Annotated in this window: 12 protein-coding genes; 9 read left to right on the top strand and 3 right to left on the bottom strand. The window is 45.4% G+C overall.

Going from position 1 to position 17,899, the window contains the following annotated elements:
* The first annotated feature begins 76 nt into the window (after nt 1-76).
* The 6 genes from BLT07_RS17775 (at nt 77) to BLT07_RS17750 (ending at nt 7,639) form a co-directional block, all read left to right on the top strand.
* Nucleotides 77-1,243: a CynX/NimT family MFS transporter gene (locus BLT07_RS17775; RefSeq protein ID WP_245726587.1), complete on the top strand. Its 1,167-nt coding sequence runs from the start codon at nt 77-79 to the stop codon at nt 1,241-1,243.
* Between the two features lie 218 nt (nt 1,244-1,461).
* Nucleotides 1,462-2,781 (top strand): Na+/H+ antiporter NhaA, encoded by a 1,320-nt coding sequence (gene nhaA / locus BLT07_RS17770; protein ID WP_091872788.1) that lies wholly within the window; start codon nt 1,462-1,464, stop codon nt 2,779-2,781.
* Nucleotides 2,778-4,250: a potassium/proton antiporter gene (locus tag BLT07_RS17765; protein WP_091872785.1), complete on the top strand. Its 1,473-nt coding sequence runs from the start codon at nt 2,778-2,780 to the stop codon at nt 4,248-4,250. The genes nhaA and BLT07_RS17765 overlap by 4 nt, the downstream gene beginning before the upstream one ends.
* A gap of 140 nt (nt 4,251-4,390) precedes the next feature.
* The gene (locus BLT07_RS17760) at nt 4,391-5,452 is read left to right on the top strand and encodes a pyridoxal-phosphate dependent enzyme (protein WP_091872782.1); all 1,062 of its coding nucleotides are present in this window, start codon (nt 4,391-4,393) and stop codon (nt 5,450-5,452) included.
* 5 nt (nt 5,453-5,457) lie between these two features.
* Nucleotides 5,458-6,528 (top strand): N-acetyltransferase DgcN family protein, encoded by a 1,071-nt coding sequence (locus BLT07_RS17755; RefSeq protein WP_091872778.1) that lies wholly within the window; start codon nt 5,458-5,460, stop codon nt 6,526-6,528.
* Nucleotides 6,529-6,574: 46 nt separating this feature from the next.
* Entirely contained in the window at nt 6,575-7,639 is a 1,065-nt protein-coding gene (locus BLT07_RS17750; protein ID WP_091872775.1) for a mandelate racemase/muconate lactonizing enzyme family protein, read from the top strand.
* A gap of 186 nt (nt 7,640-7,825) precedes the next feature.
* On the opposite strand, the gene BLT07_RS17745 is transcribed toward BLT07_RS17750, so the two are convergent.
* The 3 genes from BLT07_RS17745 to BLT07_RS17735 form a co-directional block, all read right to left on the bottom strand.
* A complete protein-coding gene (locus BLT07_RS17745; protein ID WP_091872773.1) occupies nt 7,826-10,390 on the bottom strand; it encodes a zinc-dependent metalloprotease in 2,565 nt (854 codons plus the stop codon).
* 231 nt (nt 10,391-10,621) lie between these two features.
* Complete coding sequence (locus BLT07_RS17740) at nt 10,622-12,019, bottom strand: AGE family epimerase/isomerase (protein WP_091872769.1); 1,398 nt, start codon at nt 12,017-12,019, stop codon at nt 10,622-10,624.
* 316 nt (nt 12,020-12,335) lie between these two features.
* Nucleotides 12,336-13,091, bottom strand: coding sequence for a sulfite exporter TauE/SafE family protein (locus BLT07_RS17735; RefSeq protein WP_091872764.1), 756 nt, complete (start codon nt 13,089-13,091; stop codon nt 12,336-12,338).
* Nucleotides 13,092-13,343: 252 nt separating this feature from the next.
* Here BLT07_RS17735 and BLT07_RS17730 point away from each other — a divergent pair, with 252 nt between their 5' ends.
* The 3 genes from BLT07_RS17730 to BLT07_RS17720 all read left to right on the top strand — a co-directional run bounded on the left by BLT07_RS17730 (nt 13,344) and on the right by BLT07_RS17720 (nt 17,843).
* Complete coding sequence (locus BLT07_RS17730; protein ID WP_091872760.1) at nt 13,344-15,152, top strand: sodium:solute symporter family protein; 1,809 nt, start codon at nt 13,344-13,346, stop codon at nt 15,150-15,152.
* On the top strand, nt 15,122-16,237 hold the full coding sequence (locus tag BLT07_RS17725) for an acyltransferase family protein (protein WP_394331317.1): 1,116 nt from the start codon (nt 15,122-15,124) through the stop codon (nt 16,235-16,237). The genes BLT07_RS17730 and BLT07_RS17725 overlap by 31 nt, the downstream gene beginning before the upstream one ends.
* A gap of 169 nt (nt 16,238-16,406) precedes the next feature.
* The gene (locus tag BLT07_RS17720) at nt 16,407-17,843 is read left to right on the top strand and encodes a dihydrolipoyl dehydrogenase family protein (RefSeq protein ID WP_091872757.1); all 1,437 of its coding nucleotides are present in this window, start codon (nt 16,407-16,409) and stop codon (nt 17,841-17,843) included.
* Nucleotides 17,844-17,899 lie beyond the last annotated feature (56 nt).

Genomic DNA, 17,899 nt, shown 5'->3' with positions numbered 1-17,899 from the left:
TTCGCAACAGATATCAAATTGCCACCCAGACCGATATGTTGTGTATCAAAACTAAAATCCAAAGTTTCTGAAGACCTTGACGAAATCGAAGAATGTCTTGTTGATCGCAGGCATTCTGTTCATTGCCATCAACCTACGGCCTGCGTTGGCCAGTGTCGGCCCATTGATCGAGGATATCCGGGGTGCTACAGGGCTTTCAACCACGCTATTGGGCATTTTGACCACCATTCCGCTTATGATGTTCGGGACCGTATCTACTTTGGCTCCATTATTTACAAGAAGGTTTGGTATCGGCGGCACTTTGTTGGGCGCAATGGCCCTGTTGACCGTAGGTATTGGCATTCGATCTATTGCTTGGGTGCCCGCGCTATATTTCGGCACTTTTTTGTTAGGAATCGCCATCGCTTTTGGCAACGTGTTGCTGCCCGGTCTGACCAAGCGCAATTTTTCGACCAATTCAGGGTTTATTACCAGTCTGTATTCCTCCGTAATGGCAGTGGGGGCTTCGTTGGCTGCGGGTATTAGCGTTCCGCTGGCCCATGACGCCGGGTTGGGGTGGCGGGGCTCGCTTGGGGTATGGTCCATCTTGGCTGTAATCGCTTTTTTTATTTGGATGCCGCAGCTGTCGCGATTGAAGAAAATAAAGACGAACCAAAGCTATCTTGAAGCTATGAAAAGCTTGGGCAAGTCTCGGTTGGCATGGAAGGTCGCCTTGTTTATGGGCTTGCAATCTATGACCTTTTATGTCATTCTCGCCTGGTTGCCGGCCATTCTGCAAAGCCGTGGATATGACGCTTCCTTTTCCGGATGGATGCTTTCCCTCTCTCAGGCTATGGGCATTCTGGGATCTTTGGCCGTTCCCATACTAGCGGGAAAGAGAAGGGACCAACGCGGTATTGTCTGGTTTCTGGTCCTCGTCGAAATTATCGGAATCATTGGCCTGCTGTTGCCACAGTTCGGATGGATTGCTCTATGGGTTTCGTTGATCGGTTTTGTGCTGGGCGGAACGTTTGGATTGGCCCTCCTTTTTATCGTACTCCGTTCCCACGATGCGGAATCCGCTACTGAACTATCGGGTATGGCACAGTCCATAGGATACCTGATTGCCGCCACAGGCCCGATCATCTTCGGTAGCATCTTTGATTTTTCGGGAAGTTGGACCTATTCCCTAGTCTTTCTCTTCGTGATCGCCGTCCTTAAACTGATTATGGGACTGGGAGCGGGAAGACCGGGAAAGGTCTGAGAGATTTTTACCGCAAATGAAAATTGATGATTGGAGGGTTGTTTTTTAAACGCCGCGAATCTTTATGCCGGTCTAATGTGGTTCGGTCCGGTTTATTTCTTTAACGCAGTCGACACGAACGTCGAAGCGTTTGTTATTTTTACCATTCAAAAAGCAAGGTTTCCCAAGAAGTTTTGCCAACCGTATCGGTTGTCTTCAAGAAAAAGTCAAATCTGAATATGATAGCAAAAGTCATTCTTACCCCTTTTCAGAAATTTGTAAAAATCGAAAGTTTTAGCGGCATCCTCCTATTCGGGGCGACCGTAATCGCCATGGTCTGGGCCAATTCAGGTTTCAGTGAAAGCTATCAAGCCCTGTGGAGCTACAACATCGGTTTGGGTACAGAAAGCTTTGAGCTTAGCAAACCCCTTATCCTTTGGATAAACGACGGGTTGATGGCGGTGTTTTTCTTTTTGATCGGACTTGAGATCAAGCGGGAGCTGATCATTGGCGAATTGAACAGTCTTAGAAAGGCCTCCTTCCCATTGATTGCGGCCATCGGTGGTATCGTTTTTCCGCTCGGGCTATTCCTTCTTCTCAACCGATCACCGGATACGGCCAACGGATGGGGGATTCCCATGGCCACTGATATCGCCTTTACTTTGGCGATTCTTAAGATTTTAGGAAATCGGGTGCCCCTTAGCCTGAAAATATTTCTGACCGCATTTGCCATTGTAGACGATTTGGGGGCGGTGTTGGTGATAGCCCTATTTTATAGTTCGGGCATCGATTGGCTTATGATCCTATACGCGATGATTCCATTGGGCATTCTCTTTTTATTGTCTTCTAGAGGCCTTTACTTTAAATATCTATCGGTAGTTTTCGCTGTGATCGTGTGGTTCCTTTTTTTGAAATCCGGAATCCATCCTACGATAGCCGGGGTGCTTATGGCCTTTACTATTCCTATACGGCAAAAGATAAATATGAAGGATTTTACCGAAAGCCTGACCAATATCGCTCATCGCCTGAAAGAAACCGAGCGTGACGGCCTTCCTATTTTGTCTAAAGAACAGTACCAACATATGGATGATCTCGAAGACCTGAGGGAAAAGTTCAATTCCCCTCTACAACGTTTAGAGCATGGGCTCCACGGCTGGGTGGCGTATTTTATCATGCCTATTTTCGCCTTGGCCAATGCCGGAGTTGCTTTCAGCGTCGATATGGAACTTGACATGCCCATAATGATGAACATAGCCATTGCCTTATTCGTTGGAAAGGGACTTGGTATCGCCATTATTTCGTTTATTGGCGTAAAACTGAAGATAGCGGTCTTGCCCGAAGGCAGTAATTTCAAACAAATTATTGGTATCGCCATCTTGGCAGGTGTCGGTTTTACCATGTCTATATTTGTCGCCAACCTAGCTTTTCCGGGTAATACGATGCTTATCGATTCTTCAAAAGTGGGTATAATCTTTGGATCTTTGGTTTCAGGAATTATCGGATATCTTATTTTGCGATGGAGTAGCAAATCGAGTAAGGGTATAATAAAAGGGGAATGAACATAACCATCGAAAACATTTTATTAATAGGCTCCTTACTACTTTTTTTAAGTATCATTATTGGCAAGAGAGCTTACAAATACGGAGTGCCTACCCTGTTAATTTTTTTGATTATCGGTATACTTGCGGGTTCCGAGGGCATTGGCGGCATCTATTTTGACGACCCTAAAATTGCCCAATTTATCGGACTGGTTGCTTTGAACTTCATATTGTTTTCCGGCGGACTTGATACGAATTGGAATACCGTAAAACCCATTCTTAAAGAAGGCCTTGCGCTATCGACCCTTGGGGTGCTAATGACTGCCACGGCTCTCGGAACTTTTGTGTGGCTGTTGACCGATTTTAAGTTCTACGAAAGCATGTTGCTGGGTTCGATAGTATCGTCTACCGATGCGGCGGCCGTATTTTCTATTCTTCGGGCCAAAAGTCTTTCGCTAAAAACCAATTTGAGGCCAACGTTGGAGCTAGAAAGTGGAAGTAACGATCCCATGGCTTATGTGCTTACCATCGCATTTTTGACACTTGTATTGCATCCGGAACAGAATTTACTCTCTCTTATGCCCTTTTTTCTTTTGCAAATGGTGGTCGGTGCCTTGGCAGGTCTAGGTTTCGGAAAACTGAGTAAATTGGTTATAAATAGAATTAGCTTAAGTTTTGAAGGGCTATATCCGGTGCTCGCCATCGCCTTGATGTTCATCACTTTTTCGGCTACCGATTTTGTGGGGGGTAACGGCTTTCTTTCCATTTATATCTGTGCGGTATATTTGGGCAATCAAGATCTGATTCATAAAAAGACCATCATGCGCATGTACGACGGTCTGGCATGGTTGATGCAAATTGTGCTTTTCCTTACTTTAGGACTACTTGTCTTCCCGTCGAAAATAGTACCGGTTCTTGGCATTGGAATCTTGATTTCCATTTTTTTGATTGTAGTGGCGAGGCCTATCGGGGTGTTCATTAGTTTGCTTTTCTTCAAAATGAATCTCAAGCGGCGCTTATATATCTCATGGGTTGGATTGCGCGGTGCGGCACCCATTGTATTCGCCACCTATCCCTTATTGGCCGGGATTGAAAAGGCCGGAATGATCTTCAATATTGTTTTTTTCATATCAGTGACGTCCGTTTTGATTCAGGGCACAACTTTGGGTGTTTTTTCGAAATGGTTGAAAGTCGCCTTGCCTAAAGAGGATAGACCCAGCTATCCCACGGACGCATTCTTGGCTGAAAATCCGAAGACTGCGATGAAAGAGATTAAGGTAGGGGAGAATTGTTATGCCGTGAACAAAAAAATAGTGAGGCTTAATTTTCCGAAAAAAGCGATCATAGCCATGATAGAGCGTAATGGTAGCTACGTGGTGCCCAATGGCGCTACGGTAATCGAGCCCAATGACGTATTAATAGTGCTTTCCGATACCCAAGAAGGGCTCGATGAAGTTGAAGTGTGCATACAAAGTGGCGAACCCGAATAGCTTTTTGGGATAAGGAAATCCTTTTAAAAACACTCTTTTTGACCGTACAAACCTCAGCTATTGGGTATGAATAAAATAGTGGGATGCCTTTCTGTAAATTCTGCAAAAGGCAGTACTTTTGATAGGATAATGATTACGATATGAATTTAAAGGATGGGGTGAAGACCGCCGAGAACAAAGTATCTTCGGAGGCTAAAAAATTGAGTGATTTCGTGAAGGACAGAAGCAAATCATTAGTGGATCGCTTGGAATCGTATGAAGACATTATAAATCTTGAGGTGGGTGATACCGGGCTGCACCGCGCCAAAACTTTGGAAAGAGAGTTCGACATGCGCCAGTTATACGTAAAATATGAGGGAGACAACCCGACCGGTACCCAAAAAGACCGTATTGCCTTTGCCCAAGTGTACGATGCACTACGGCGTGAATTCGATGCCGTCGCATTGGCAACTTGCGGCAACTATGGTGTTGCGATGGCACTGGCCGCAAATTTAGCCGGCATACGCTGTAAAATCTTCATCCCCGAAAGCTACCATACCGAACGCATTTCAGAAATGGAAGGTTTACACGCTGAAATTATTCGAATGCCCGGCAGTTACGAAGATGTTGTAAGAAAAAGTAGTGAACTGGCCAAGGAAAAGGAGTGGTACGATGCGAATCCTGGTGGCTCGAACACGCCATTGCAGATTTCGGCTTATTCGCAGATTGCCTTTGAAATTTTTGACGAATTGGGCGATGCCCCCGAGTATTGTGCCGTCCCGGTATCTAACGGTACCTTGTTCGCAGGGATTTATAGGGGGTTCGTAAGTTTGTACAAAAGGGGAAAAACATCGCGCGTCCCGAAAATGATTGCGGCCTCGTCGAGCCGGAAAAACCCAATTGTACAATCGTTTTTGCAAGGGTTGGACCATTGTAAAGATTTAGTTCCCGAGGCGATAAAGGAAACCAAATACAACGAGCCCCTAATTAACTGGCACAGTTTTGATGGGGAGGAAGCCTTATACGCACTGAGGGAGTCCAACGGAGAGGCGTTTAATATCAGCGATAAAAAGTTGCGGGAAATGAGCTCCCTTTTGGCAAAAAAAGAAGGCTTTCGAATATTGCCGGCGGCAACAGCGGGTCTAATAGCACTTTTAGAATTTGATGAAAAGATGAATTTTGAGCCGGGCCGCTTTGTAGCGGTACTGACTGCTAAAAACTAAACACCATGAAAAATTCAATTGATGGAAAGGCGCTCGTGTACTGCGAAGGTGCCTTTAACACCCCTAACGGAAAAACGGCCCACGGTTTGGTGCGTTTCACCGAACGCTATGAAATTGTAGGCGTTCTCGACAGCAAATACGCCGGACAAGATGCAGGAAAAACCCTGGATGGAAAGTCCAACGGGATTCCGATTTTTAAGGATTTGGATACCGCTATTGAAGAATTAAAGTCCAGCGACAACCTGCCCCAAACCTTGGTCATAGGTCTTGCTCCCGACGGAGGCCGATTACCGAACCCGGCCAAAACCGTCATAAAAAAAGCCTTGGAAATGGGCTGGAACGTTGATAGTGGCCTGCACGATTTTTTGACCAACGATGCAACCTTGAACCAGCTTGCCGGCGAAAACAACTGTCGCATCCGTGACGTGCGAAAAACTCCTGATCGTGACCAACTCCATTTTTTTACCGGGGAAATCGAAAATGTAGACTGCCTAAAGATAGCTGTGCTCGGCACAGATTCCGCCTTGGGGAAACGTACCACCGCTTGGTTGTTGGTTCACGGTCTTCGGGATGCCGGATTGAAAGCGGAAATGATCGGCACAGGCCAGACTGCTTGGATGCAAGGTGCCAAATATAGCATGGTGATGGACAGTTGTATCAATGATTTCGTCTCGGGCGAGATCGAGCATGCCGTAGTTAGTGCCTATAAAAATGAGAAGCCCCATGTTATCGTTATAGAGGGTCAGGGCAGTTTGATGAACCCCGCATATCCAGGCGGTTTTGAGATTTTGGCAGCAGGCCGACCCGATTTTGTCATCTTGCAACACGCCCCCAAGCGTGCAGAATACGATGGTTTCCCGGGGTATAAAATGCATTCCCTTCCCGAACAGATCAACGCAATCGAGGTCATTTCCGGCAAAAAAGTCATCGCCATAACGGTTAACCATGAAGATATGGCCGAAGATGAAATTTTGGAGGCCTGTAAACAGATTACCCTCGAAACAAAACTGCCGGCATTTGATGTGTTAAAATATGGAGTGGAGGGGTTGGTCGAAATCCTTAAAGAAAAGATTTGAGAATCAAGACTGAGCTTTAAATATAGCCAATGAAGAAAACTTTCCTATGAAGATTACCAAAATATCCTACGAACGCCTTGACCTAAAACTTTCCGAACCCTACACGATTGCCTATGAGACCATAAGCAAATCTACCAATTTCATTCTAAAAATAGAGACCGATAGCACTATCGTCGGCTATGGCTGTGGGGCACCCGATAAGGCGGTGACGGGCGAGCATCCGGTAGAGGTAGAAGAAGCCATAAAAGAGGTGATTTTGCCCTATCTAATTGGAAAAAACCCTTTTACGTATGCCCTTATCCTGAAGGAATTAAAAACGTATCTGGGTAAAAAATCTTCCGCTTTGGCCATGGTCGATATGGCCCTGCACGACCTGATATCAAAAAAGGCCGATGTGCCTTTGTATCAATTTTTGGGAGGATATCGTACCAGCATCGCCACAAGTATCACCATCGGGATTCTTCCCGTAAACGAAACCTTGCGGCAGGCCGATGAGTTTGTCCGGCAAGGATTTTCCATAGTTAAGGTAAAAGGAGGGCACAGCCTGCTTGAGGATATCGAAAAAATGACCCGCTTGCATGAAAGACATCCGCATTTGGCTCTTCGTTTTGATGGTAATCAGGGCTATTCGGTCATTGATTCTGTAGCTTTTGTAAGGGCCACGGCCCATATAGGTATAGAAATTTTCGAGCAACCCACAAAATTGGAAAAGGAAGAGCGTCTTGGGCAGGTGACCGATCAGGTCGCCATTCCGGTGATGGCCGATGAAAGTATCAAAACGCTCAGAGATGTATTTCGCCTAGCCCAGAACGAACGCATCGATATGGTCAACATCAAATTGATGAAGGTAGGGGGTATTTTAGAGGGCATGCACATCAATTCCGTGGCCAAAGCGGCCGGTCTTGAAAGCATGATCGGCTGTAACGACGAATGTGCCCTGGGAATTTCCGCAGGACTCCATTTCGCTTTGTCGCGCCCCAATATCCATTTCGCCGATCTTGACGGCCATTTAGATGTGGTAGATGATCCTTTTAAAGGTATTTTCCGGTTGGAAAAGGGCGTATTGTATCCAACGGGGGCGTCCGGGCTCGGGGAGGTTAAAATAGGTTGAATGCCAAATTTCCAAGACATTCCTGAGATTTAGTATAATTTTCTCAAAATTAAATGCGCAAAACTCAACATTGGATTTTTGTTTACATCGGAGCCATAAAATTATTTTTACCCGCCCCTTTTTAAACAAGAAATTGGGAAACTTGTACTAAAAACGTTTTTACAAATGGCATAAGGTGAAGTGGTTTTACTTCCCGCCACTTTCCTTGATGGAAACATCCCTTCGAAACGGGATAAACAGCGGATCGATATCTTTGGTTTCGCCGACTACCGTAGCGATTTCCCTTTTGAGATAGTTCAGGTGTGCAATGGTCAAGCGATCGGTCATAACGGGAAGGGTGCGCTTGATTTTCCCTTGTAGGGTCAAAAGATTATCTAAGGCAAGCGAGCGAACATCCGTGTTAACGGTATAGCCTTCCGAAAGTTTGGCCAAGATGCCTTCTACCATACCCTCCGCCTCGTCGGGCTTGTAAAGGGTAATGAGGTTTGCCACGTATGATTTTTGAAGTTTTCTGCGATAGGCAGTGGTTTGATAAAAAACGTTCATATCGCCCCAAACCACTTGGGCAAGATCGTCCATATACGCTTCGGGGGTATACGGGTCTTCATCTTCATAGCGCTCGGCGATAAAGGTCATACGGCTCAGGCGGCTGCCCCCAAGCAGGTTCATCATAACACTTTCCATCGTTTTGGTGACCGCCTCCTTGGATTGTGGGGATTGTATGGCGTTCAGAATATCGTTACGCAACAGCCATTTGGGCTCCTTGAATATATAGTCGTTCAAGAAAACCAGTGCCTGTTTTTGCGTCATTTTATCCACGGGCCGATATACTTGACCTTCCTCACCCATAGTCTTGGGAGTAACATAAATACCGCCGATATTCTGTGCCACGTGAAATACATAGTCTTTGTATTGATCGACGAGGTCTTTGTATACCTGATCTAGATTGGTATAATCGTCACTATTGTTCTCCTTCGTCCATTTTTTTAGGAACGGGGCTATACGCTGTAGATTGAGAATGCCGTACATGCTGGCCTGCATGGCGTCGTCACCGAGGTCTTCGGTTTGGGAACGCGGGTCAAAATCGCGACCCTCGCCGCCGAACCAAAGTCTTGGGTTGTTCGAAACACTATCGACCACCATTTGGCTCAAAAGTTCTTTTTCCTCGGAGAGTTCCAAATTTTCGGGTAAACGGGAATAGCCCCATTGAATGGCCCATTTATCATAGTCGCCGATACGCGGCATTAAATCTTTGGTAGGAATACTGTCTTCGGGCTGTGCGACGTAATTGAAGCGCGCATAATCCATAATAGAACTTGTGTGCCCATTCTTTTTAAGCCATACCGGGTTCCGCAGATTTTCTACAGGGGTGGCCGAACTGGCACCCATATTATGCCGAAGGCCCAAAGTATGTCCCACCTCATGGGAGGCGACAAAACGAATCAGCTCGCCCATAAGTCCGGTCTCGAATTCCATTTTCTGGGCCCGTTTGTCGACGGCTCCAGCCTGTACCATGTACCAACTGTGCAATAGGCTCATCAGGTTGTGGTACCAACCGATATGGCTTTCCAAAATCTCGCCGCTACGGGGGTCTACTATGTTCGGCCCGTAGGCGTTTTTAGACGGAGAGGCAAAATACCGTAGTACCGAAAAACGAGAGTCTTCCAGACTCATCGTAGGGTCGTTTTCCGGCCATTCCACCCCAATAATGGCATCTTTAAAACCGGCCTGTTCAAAAGCGACCCGCCAGTCGTTGATACCTTGAATGAGATATGGCCGCCATTTTTTTGGGGTAGCCGGATCGATGTAGTATACAATCGGCTTTTTGGGTATTACCATTTCGCCCCGCTGCCATTTTAGGGAGTCTTCGGGCTTGGGTTCCAACCGCCACCTGTGGATGTAGGTATTGCGGTCCACTTTTTGTTGGTCGTCACCATATTCTAAATAAGAGCTGGCGAAATAGCCCACTCGGGCATCATACAACCGTTTATGCATGGGGTTTTTAGGAAGCAGAATAAATGAGTTGTTGATTTCCAAGGTCACAACGCCCGCCAAGATAGCTGCGGGAAGTTCTTTTCGATTGTTGGAACCCACTTTGGCCTTATACGTTTTTACCGTTTTGATTTCCGTATTCAGCGGAAAGGAATGGATCTCCTTGATATACGACTTGTCTTTTTCGAGCGACATCAGCTTGTAGTCGTCTTTTTGCTCGTTGCCCAAGGCTAGCAACGGATTCTCCCCATTTATAAAATCGGTAACATCGATAACTGAGGAATTCGCGTCTTCGTTGTTCGCCTTGATATCGAAGGCTTCTAAAATCGGGGTAATGTTTGCGTTGTTCACTGCTTTTGAGATGGCATCGTTTTCATTGGCGGCACTTACCAAGGTAGCAATCCGCAGAAATATATTGTCTGTCGGACCTTTCTCAAAAGTTATGGTATTTTCGGAAATTTTTTCCCCCCCGTAGTTGCTTGCGCCCGATGGCGTTTTTATAAACCGGGTCACTACCAACATTTCACGGTTCAACAGACTGTCGGGTATCTCGAAATAATACTTGCTCCCGACCTTATGTACGTCAAATAGCCCCTTTTGGGTAATGGCCTTTTCGGTAATCAGCCTATCGTATGTCTTTGCGCTATTTTGTGACAGCATATCGGGATTAACCTTTTTATCCGACTTGCCAATTAAGCCCAACGTGCTGCACGAGCCAGCCAGTAGAAGTATTCCTAAATATGTGAAAAATGGTCTCATATAAGTAGCGAACGTTTCAATTACTTATTTAGTATGGATTTGGTCCGATAAACTGTGCATTTAACAGAATATCGCAATAGTAACAGTCGATTACGGCGGTATTTAATACTTTGTCACGCTTGTATTAAAAAAAGTTTGAATCAACAAAAGCCAAAGGCAATATACAATTCTTGATTACGGGAATCAACAGGAAAAGGGCAAAACCCCTTAATTTTCACCTTATATTATGAATCAATGTTCAATTTTGCTCAATTCGAAATCTCCTTTTAACATAGTGATCACATTAATTAGGGAGCGAATAGTGTGGTAATTGACTTTCCATACCTGTGCCTTGGCCGCTTTTTCGGCTTCGGTATCGGTGTCGAGGCCTTCCGGATACCATCCGCCATGTTCGTGGTCGATAAGATAGGTGTCCAAATACTCCCATTGTTTTTTGAAAAGGGTTTCGTATTGTTCATCTTTGGGATGCAATTGCGCCATAAGTAATAGCGAATTCAGTCCCTCAGCCTCCGCCCACCAGACCTTTGCCCGGTTTTCGATAGTGCGTTTACCGGATGCGCCCCAGTAGTAACCGCCGTCGTAGAAGCCTCCGTTTTGTTCGTCCCAGCCCCATTCCAGGGCATGATCTACCATTTTTTTTGCCTTTTGGGCGGTGGTGGTATCGTTTTTTCTTCCCAGAACATGGGAAGTTTCGAGCATAAGAAAAGCGGTCTCCACATCATGGCCGAAGGAAACATGGTCTAGATAAAACTGTTGTTTTCGATAGGTTTTCGAAGAATCTCGGAGCGATACGGGCGTCCAGTTTCTTTCTAAATGCAGGGTCAGATACCCTTTTTCTGTGGTAATGGTATCACGGATCAAGAGTAAAAGTTCTTCCAATCGCTTTTTCAAGAGCGGATTTGGCCAAACTTCGTAGAGTGTGGTAAAACTTTCCAAAAGATGGATAGAAGAGTTCTGGTCTTTCCAGTCCTTTCTAATAAAATTATCGTAGTTCTTGTCATTTTCGGTTACGTCGAGCATCCAGGAGCCGTCTTGTTGCAGCACGTCGAAATAGCCGCCGTATACGGAATCGTGGGCGTGTTCCTCCAGCCAATAAAACGTTTTTTTCGCTAATTCAAGGGCGCTTGTATCCTTTGAAACTTGATAATATTTGGCGAGTCCGTAGATGGCGAATGAATTACCATACGTACTTTTTCCCGAGGATAGCACCTTTAAAGAATCTCCGTCAATACCTAAAAGGGTATGGAACCCACCATTTTCGCTATCCCACATTTCATCTCTCAAGAACCGATAGCCATGGGCCGCGATTTCCTTGAATGTATCATCCTTATAATATAAAGCCAGTTCGGAAGCCGTCCAAACATGTCGGGCCTGGCTAACGAGCATTTTATCCTGCTTACCTTTCTTATCCCATTTATAATCGAAATCCGACCAAAATCCGCCGTTGAGTGTGTCGATGGATTTGGGATACCAAACGTCGACCAGTTCATCCAAAGAAGCCTCGATTTTGGGGAGGAATTGTTCGAAGGGTGTAGAAGGAGTTTCCTTTTGTTTACAAGATCCGATAACCAACAGGAAAACGAGCGGCAAAAACGGATAATTTTTTGGGTTTTTCGATAGTCGCTCCATGCAAGGATACTTTTGTGTAGTTCTTGAATACCTATGAAAGCAAGAAATGTGAATTGGATCTAAATTTACATATAATTTCAGCAGGTCTTACAAAAGTGGATATTACTGCATCTTTTGCAATTTATGGGAACTATTTGGGGAAGAAATTATCAGGTGAAAGTTGAGTAAACAGGAAAATTATGACAACATTGTAAGTTTTTTGAAAAAACCTATGGCCATGTCGCAATATCTCTCTTTTTTAAGATTCAAACACCTTTTTCAATGGTTAGGCTACATAGGTTTTAAATTTGGAATTTGCGGCTTGTACTTTTCTTTTTCACCGTATCATGATCATCACTGCCCCCAAAGCTGTTAGCACCAAAATCATTTTCCGATAGAAATCGTCTTTGATGATTTTGATCAAGCGAACGCCCACCAGCATGCCCAAGAGGATGCCGGGTACCAGTTTTAAATTAAAGAGCAGGGTCTCCGCATTTATGGTTTCCCAGACGAAAATATGAAAGGGCAGTTTAATGAGGTTGATGATCAGGAAAAGCCAGGCCGCCGTACCGATAAACTCGTTTTTTTTCACCCGCATGGCCAAGAAATATAGGTTGCTGAACGGTCCGCCCAAGTTGCCGATCATTGTGGTGATGCCTGCGAGCGTCCCTACGAGCCCCGCAAAGGCCCAATGGGTGGGTACGGAAGTCGATTTCCGGCGGTCCCACCAGTACATCATGACAACGCTTACCAAAATGATGATGGCCATGTAAATTTTAAAAACCCCTTCGTCAAGGTCGTTCCCCAAATAAACGCCAAGTAGAATGCCCACAACCACCCAAGGTAAGAACCGAACGATATACCACCAATTGGCATGACGATGGTAATAAACGACCGCAATAGCATCTCCAACGATCAACAACGGAACGACCAGACCGGTCGATGCCTTGGCCTCAAAGGCCAGCGCCATCAAGGTAACGTTTACAATGGCAATACCTTTGATGCCAGCTTTCGAGAGACCGACAATAAAGGCTGCTGTAATGGCAAAAGCCCATGAGGTAATCGAGATGTCGAATGTGGATGCTACAGACAAAAATAAGGTATTGAAGAACTCGTTTTAAACTTCTTTTTTACCTGCGATTTCCACATTTCACAGCCTAATTTACTTTTCGCTCTCACCATTGCTATTGCTATGCTGATCAAAAAACATTCATTAGGCTGTGAAAGCCGCAAATCTCGGTTAAACAAAGAAACTCAAGACAACTTCTTAGGTTGGAAAGCAAAAGTATCTTAAAAAATAATATCTTTAGAAATTGTTAAACCATAAACCGAAAATAAACCATCCATGGAATTATCTACGCTCGATTATACCTTTATCATTGTTTTTTTTTCGATTGTCTTAGGAATAGGAGTTTATGTCTCCAAAAAATCAGGTAAGAATTCCTCCGAATTCTTCCTCTCCGGAAGAAATATGCCGTGGTGGTTGTTGGGCGTCTCCATGGTAGCGACCACTTTTTCGACCGATACGCCGAACCTGGTCACGGATATCGTCCGTACTCACGGAGTTTCGGGAAACTGGGTCTGGTGGGCGTTTTTACTGACGGGACTTTTGACGGTCTTTATATATGCCAAACTTTGGCGGAGATCGAATGTCAACACAGACCTTGAATTTTATGAAATGAGGTATGGTGGGAAGCCCGCCAGTTTTTTGAGAAAATTCCGTGCGATTTACCTCGGTGCGCTTTTCAATATTATTACCATGGCTTCGGTTACCCTTGCGGCCATCAAGATTGGCGGCATAATGTTGGGACTTGAACCTTGGGAAACCGTTGTCGGAGCGGGCTTAATAACGGTCACCTTTAGTGCCTTGGGCGGTTTTAAAGGTGTGGTCTATACCGATTTTCTATTGTTCTTTGTTGCCATGTCGGGTGCCATTGGAGCTGCCTATTATTTGGTCAATATACCAGAAGTCGGAGGTATCGAGGCGTTGATCGCCCATGAGAACGTACAGGGAAAATTGGACATCATACCCGATTTTAGCAACCAGAACGCACTGATCATGTTATTTATCATTCCCTTGGCGGTGCAATGGTGGAGCTCATGGTACCCGGGAGCCGAACCTGGCGGCGGCGGCTATATCGCCCAACGGATGTTGGCTTCAAAAAATGAAAACCATGCCATAGGGGCAACTTTCTTTTTCAATATTATGCATTATGCACTACGACCATGGCCGTGGATTTTGGTAGCACTCGCCTCCCTAATCGTTTTTCCAGATGTCGCCAGTATTCATGAAGCTTTCCCCAATATTGCAGAAAATAAGCTGGGACAGGATTTGGCCTATTCGGCTATGTTGACCAAACTCCCGAGCGGTCTATTGGGTGTAGTTCTGGCTTCATTGGTGGCCGCGTATATGAGTACGATTTCCACACAATTGAACTGGGGGTCGTCGTATATTGTTTTTGATTTTTACAAAGAACAGATCAACCCTAATGCCACAGAAAAGCAAATGGTGGCCGTAGGGCGAATTTCAACGGTTGTGCTGATGGTTTTAAGCGCTGTTTTGGCCTTGGCTTTAGAGAACGCCCTTCAGATATTCGAAATACTGCTGACTTTTGGCGCTGGTACGGGACTCATTTTCATACTGCGATGGTTTTGGTGGCGGATTAATTCGTGGAGTGAAATTACGGCCATGTTCGCGTCCGGAATTTTGTCCATTGCTTTAAAGACCACATCACTTGGACCTTTTCTTTTTGATGTCGAAACTGGGGTTTTCCCTGATTGGGCCGAATATCCATTCGTAGTGTTAGTAACCACCGCAATTTGGCTTGCGGCTACATATATGACTCAGCCGGAATCTCCAGAAGTACTTCGTTCGTTTTATAAAAAAATCCAACCCGGCGGACCTGGATGGGCCAAAGTAGTCAACGAAGCAAAAGCCGACGGTGAAGCAATTGCCAAAGATGAAAAATGGAGTGTGCCACAGGGTATAACCGCAATGTTATTGGGCTGTGTGCTAATATATACGATTATGTTCGCTACCGGATACTGGATTTATGGTAGAACTACTCCGGCTTTGGTGCTCACGGGCGTGGCCATTGTTTCCGCCTTTTTGTTGATAAAGGCATGGAACAGAATGAAGGAGGATATTTTATGAAAGACCGTATCCTTTCCGTAGACATCTTCCGTGGCATGACCATAGTGCTGATGATCTTAGTGAACACGCCCGGTACATGGTCGGCCGTATACAGGCCTTTTTTGCATGCCGGTTGGCATGGATATACGCCTACGGACCTGGTATTTCCTTTTTTTCTGTTTATTGTGGGCACTTCGATTGCCTTCGCCTATAAAAATAAATCGGTCGATGCGAGCACCTATAAAAAAATCAGTGTCCGTAGTTTGAAATTGATCGGATTGGGTCTTTTTCTCGGCGCCTTTACTTTAACCTTCCCCTTTATAAAAGATTTTGCCGATATACGCTTTCCGGGCGTATTGCAAAGAATCGGGGTGGTGTTTTTCTTTGCATCCATCCTCTTTATCAATTGCAATTGGAAGACTTTGATCGGTATTTCGGTAGTTCTATTACTAGGATATTGGCTTTTGATGGGGTTTGTTCCGGTAAACGGAGTGGAATCCACTTTCGACCGCGCCCCGAACAACCTGGCCAATTATTTGGATGTACAGGTTTTCGGCACCCATATCTATAAAGACGATTACGATCCCGAAGGTCTGCTCAGTACCGTTCCATCTATCGTTAGTTCGTTATTGGGAATTTTCACGGGATTGATCTTGCTCTCGAAACAACCCAAAAAAGCCAACATTCTCATGGGTATGGGCGGAGCTCTTTTGATTCTCGGATACCTTTGGGATGTAGTTTTCCCGATCAATAAGGCCCTGTGGAGCAGCAGCTTTGTACTCGTAACCGCCGGATGGGCCAACCTCATCCTGGCCTTGATCTATTACTTGACGGATGTCAAGGGAATCACATTTGGCAGTATTTTTAGATATGCCGGTGCCAATGCCATTATCCTTTATTTTCTGTCCAGTTTTATCTCCAAAATAATGGGCATGATCAAGATAGATGGCGACAAGTCTCTGCACGGCTGGCTGTTCGACACGGTTTACGTACACGACTTTATGTCGCTGCAACTTTCATCCTTGTTATATGGGCTTACCGTAGTAGCGTTTTATTGTTTGCTGGCCTATATACTGTATACCCGTAAGATTTTTATTAAAGTCTAAAATTTTCTGACTCCGACAGTTTTTGTCATATGGAGAAAGATGCATCGAGAAGTAGAAAATTCAGCGTAGGAAGCAAGCCTAACCCCACAAATAGCATAAGGGCAATGTTCGATACCGTAAGTTTTTTGTAATAGCACGACTATTGCAATTCCTTCCTAAAAATATTTCCATGAAAAAATACGACGTTATCGTAATCGGTGCAGGTAGTGCCGGGCTGGGAAATTCGGGCGTTGCCAATGTTTTGGGCCTAAAAACCCTGCTCATCGAAAAAGATGGTGATAACTTCGGTGGCGATTGTACGAACTTCGGCTGTGTGCCTAGCAAGGCCTTGATTCATATCGCCAACCAATTTCACCAAGCGAAATCCGCGGAACGATTTGGACTCAAAACAAGCGGAAAGGCCGATATGGGGCGTATTTTAGACCATATCCACCAAATGCAGACCTTTATTAAAGATACAGAAGATGCCGCGGCCCTACGCAAAAAAGGGATCGATGTGGTAATCGGAGAGGCTGTTTTTGATTCAAGGGATACCCTTAAGGTGAACGGCGAGACCCATACCGCCCGTATCATACTGCTCTGCACGGGTTCCTCGCCCAGAATGCTCGATATCGAGGGAATGGATTCGGTAGACGTCTACACCAATGAAACCATTTTCTTCGACTGCCGTAAACTGCCGGAAAATCTTGTCGTCATCGGCGGTGGCCCCATCGGTTGCGAACTGGGGCAGGCGTTTTCTAGATTGGGCTCAAAAGTCACGATTGTCAATAGGGGCGACCGATTGCTAAACAAAGAACCCGAAAAAGTGTCCGAAATTTTGGAAACCCGATTTAAGGAAGAGGGCATCCAAATCTCGAGCCATGCGGAAGTCCAATTTTTTAAGGATGGAAAGGCAGGTATCGCATCCAAAGAAAAAGATATTCTTGAAATTCCCTGTGATGCCGTTTTGATTTCCGCAGGAAGGACGGTGAACACAAAAGGGATGGATTTCGATGCCGCGGGCATCGAACTGACGGAAAAAGGAAAGATTAAAGTTGATGAATACCTGCAAAGCACCAACAAGAAAGTATATGTCATCGGTGATGCCGCCGGAAGCTATATGTTTTCCCATGGTGCCGAGAAAATGGTGCGGCAGCTCTGGCGTAATCTGCTGGTTCCGATATTCAAGAAGAAAAACACATGGAACGATCTCAGTTGGGTCACCTTTACCGATCCCCAAGTTGCGCATTTCGGACTTACGGAAGACAGGCTACAGGAACGGGGCGTAGAATTTCAACGACATGACCAAAGTTTTCTTCATGATGACAGGGCTATTGTTGAGGAATATACCTACGGACAGATGTCGCTATGGCTCGATAACAGCAACAGTACCGGCAGTAAAAAAATCCTTTCCGGTAGCATGATCGCGCCCCATGCCGGGGAACTGGTGCAGGAACTTGAACTGGCCAAGCACGCCAATATTCCAATAAGCGAATTGAACGACCGGGTCTATCCGTATCCCGTTGCTGCACGTATCAATCAAAAAACGATACGCGGGATCCTTGAAAAAACAAGGAAACTCTGGAAACTGAAACTGGCTCGGATGGTATTCCGTTGGTTTCATTGACACGTTAAATTCCGCAAAGCGGCATCAGTTAGACGCTAAACCGCCTTATGCAAAGC

It is taken from the genome of Pricia antarctica (assembly GCF_900101815.1).
Classification (GTDB): Bacteria; Bacteroidota; Bacteroidia; order Flavobacteriales; family Flavobacteriaceae; genus Pricia; species Pricia antarctica.
The sequence above is the reverse complement of the archived record's forward strand: the minus strand, read 5'-3'. Positions and strand labels throughout refer to the sequence as shown.

What these genes read in the sequence shown, in the direction of transcription:
- BLT07_RS17745 (WP_091872773.1), bottom strand. Translation starts at nt 10,390, where the DNA reads ATGAGACCATTTTTCACATATTTAGGAATACTTCTACTGGCTGGCTCG.
- nhaA (WP_091872788.1), top strand. Translation starts at nt 1,462, where the DNA reads ATGATAGCAAAAGTCATTCTTACCCCTTTTCAGAAATTTGTAAAAATC.
- BLT07_RS17750 (WP_091872775.1), top strand. Translation starts at nt 6,575, where the DNA reads ATGAAGATTACCAAAATATCCTACGAACGCCTTGACCTAAAACTTTCC.
- BLT07_RS17730 (WP_091872760.1), top strand. Translation starts at nt 13,344, where the DNA reads ATGGAATTATCTACGCTCGATTATACCTTTATCATTGTTTTTTTTTCG.
- BLT07_RS17725 (WP_394331317.1), top strand. Translation starts at nt 15,122, where the DNA reads ATGGAACAGAATGAAGGAGGATATTTTATGAAAGACCGTATCCTTTCC.
- BLT07_RS17760 (WP_091872782.1), top strand. Translation starts at nt 4,391, where the DNA reads ATGAATTTAAAGGATGGGGTGAAGACCGCCGAGAACAAAGTATCTTCG.
- BLT07_RS17765 (WP_091872785.1), top strand. Translation starts at nt 2,778, where the DNA reads ATGAACATAACCATCGAAAACATTTTATTAATAGGCTCCTTACTACTT.
- BLT07_RS17755 (WP_091872778.1), top strand. Translation starts at nt 5,458, where the DNA reads ATGAAAAATTCAATTGATGGAAAGGCGCTCGTGTACTGCGAAGGTGCC.
- BLT07_RS17720 (WP_091872757.1), top strand. Translation starts at nt 16,407, where the DNA reads ATGAAAAAATACGACGTTATCGTAATCGGTGCAGGTAGTGCCGGGCTG.
- BLT07_RS17740 (WP_091872769.1), bottom strand. Translation starts at nt 12,019, where the DNA reads ATGGAGCGACTATCGAAAAACCCAAAAAATTATCCGTTTTTGCCGCTC.